Raw genomic sequence first — 1,026 nt, 5'->3', positions numbered from 1 at the left:
GGTATTGATACTAAGACTCTGCAACGTTTTCATGTAAAGTCGCTTGCTCGCTATGAGTCTGTCTCCAATCAGGGTAAGCCGTTTACACTTGGTTCAACACATGAAGATCCGATGTTTGCATACAGTATGGGAAAGTTTGTAAAAGTCTATCGCCCTAAGAGTAAGCTGCGCTTTCTTTATGGGGGTGAGAAAGTGAACGACTATGTCTTTGGCTTCCAGCAGCTGCCCAGCAAAGGGGATGTTGTTTTCATCACAGGTGGGGAGAAAGACGTGCTTTCACTTTCGGCTCATGGTTTCAATGCCATCTGTTTCAACAGTGAGACGGCACAGATTCCAGAGAATATCATCGAAGGGTTACAGCTCCGCTTTCGCCACATTATTATATTGTACGACTCTGATGAGACAGGCATTAGAGAAGCTAAATGGCAGACAGATGCACTTGCTCAATACAAGGTATTGAGTCTAACCTTACCATTGCAAGGGGGTAAGTCGGAGAAGGATATATCGGACTTCTTTGCCTTGGGCAATGAAGCAAAGGACTTGAAAGTGCTTCTTAATGATATGTTCACCAATATGTATGCACAGACGATGGTGATATTGCAATCTTGTGAGATAGACTACGATAATCCGCCAGACGCTTCAAAGTCGGTGGTGGCAGTAAATGGTGTTCCGCTTGGAACGCAGGACAATCTGTTTTGTATCACAGGTGGAGAAGGAACAGGAAAGAGTAACTATATTGCTGCTATCCTTGCTGGCACACTTGGGAAAGAACGATTAAAGGCAGAGCAAACCTTGGGATTGGCTGTACTTCACTACGATACAGAGCAATCGGAGGCACAACTCTATAAGAACTTGGAGAAGACACTTCGCAGGGCTGGTGTCAAGTCCGTGCCAGAGTTTTATCATTCCCTCTATCTGGCATCGCTATCACGCAAGGACAGACTGAAGATTATTCGTGAAAGTATGGACTTATTCCATCACAAGCACGGGGGAATACACCTTGTGGTCATTGACGGTATAGCAGAC

Annotated in this window: 1 pseudogene; it reads left to right on the top strand. The window is 45.1% G+C overall.

The features are described 5' to 3' along the window. Positions 1-1,026: pseudogene (locus F596_RS0110590) on the top strand (bifunctional DNA primase/helicase); the annotation flags it as partial.

The organism is Prevotella amnii DSM 23384 = JCM 14753 (assembly GCF_000378745.1).
Classification (GTDB): Bacteria; Bacteroidota; Bacteroidia; order Bacteroidales; family Bacteroidaceae; genus Prevotella; species Prevotella amnii.
The sequence above is the reverse complement of the archived record's forward strand: the minus strand, read 5'-3'. Positions and strand labels throughout refer to the sequence as shown.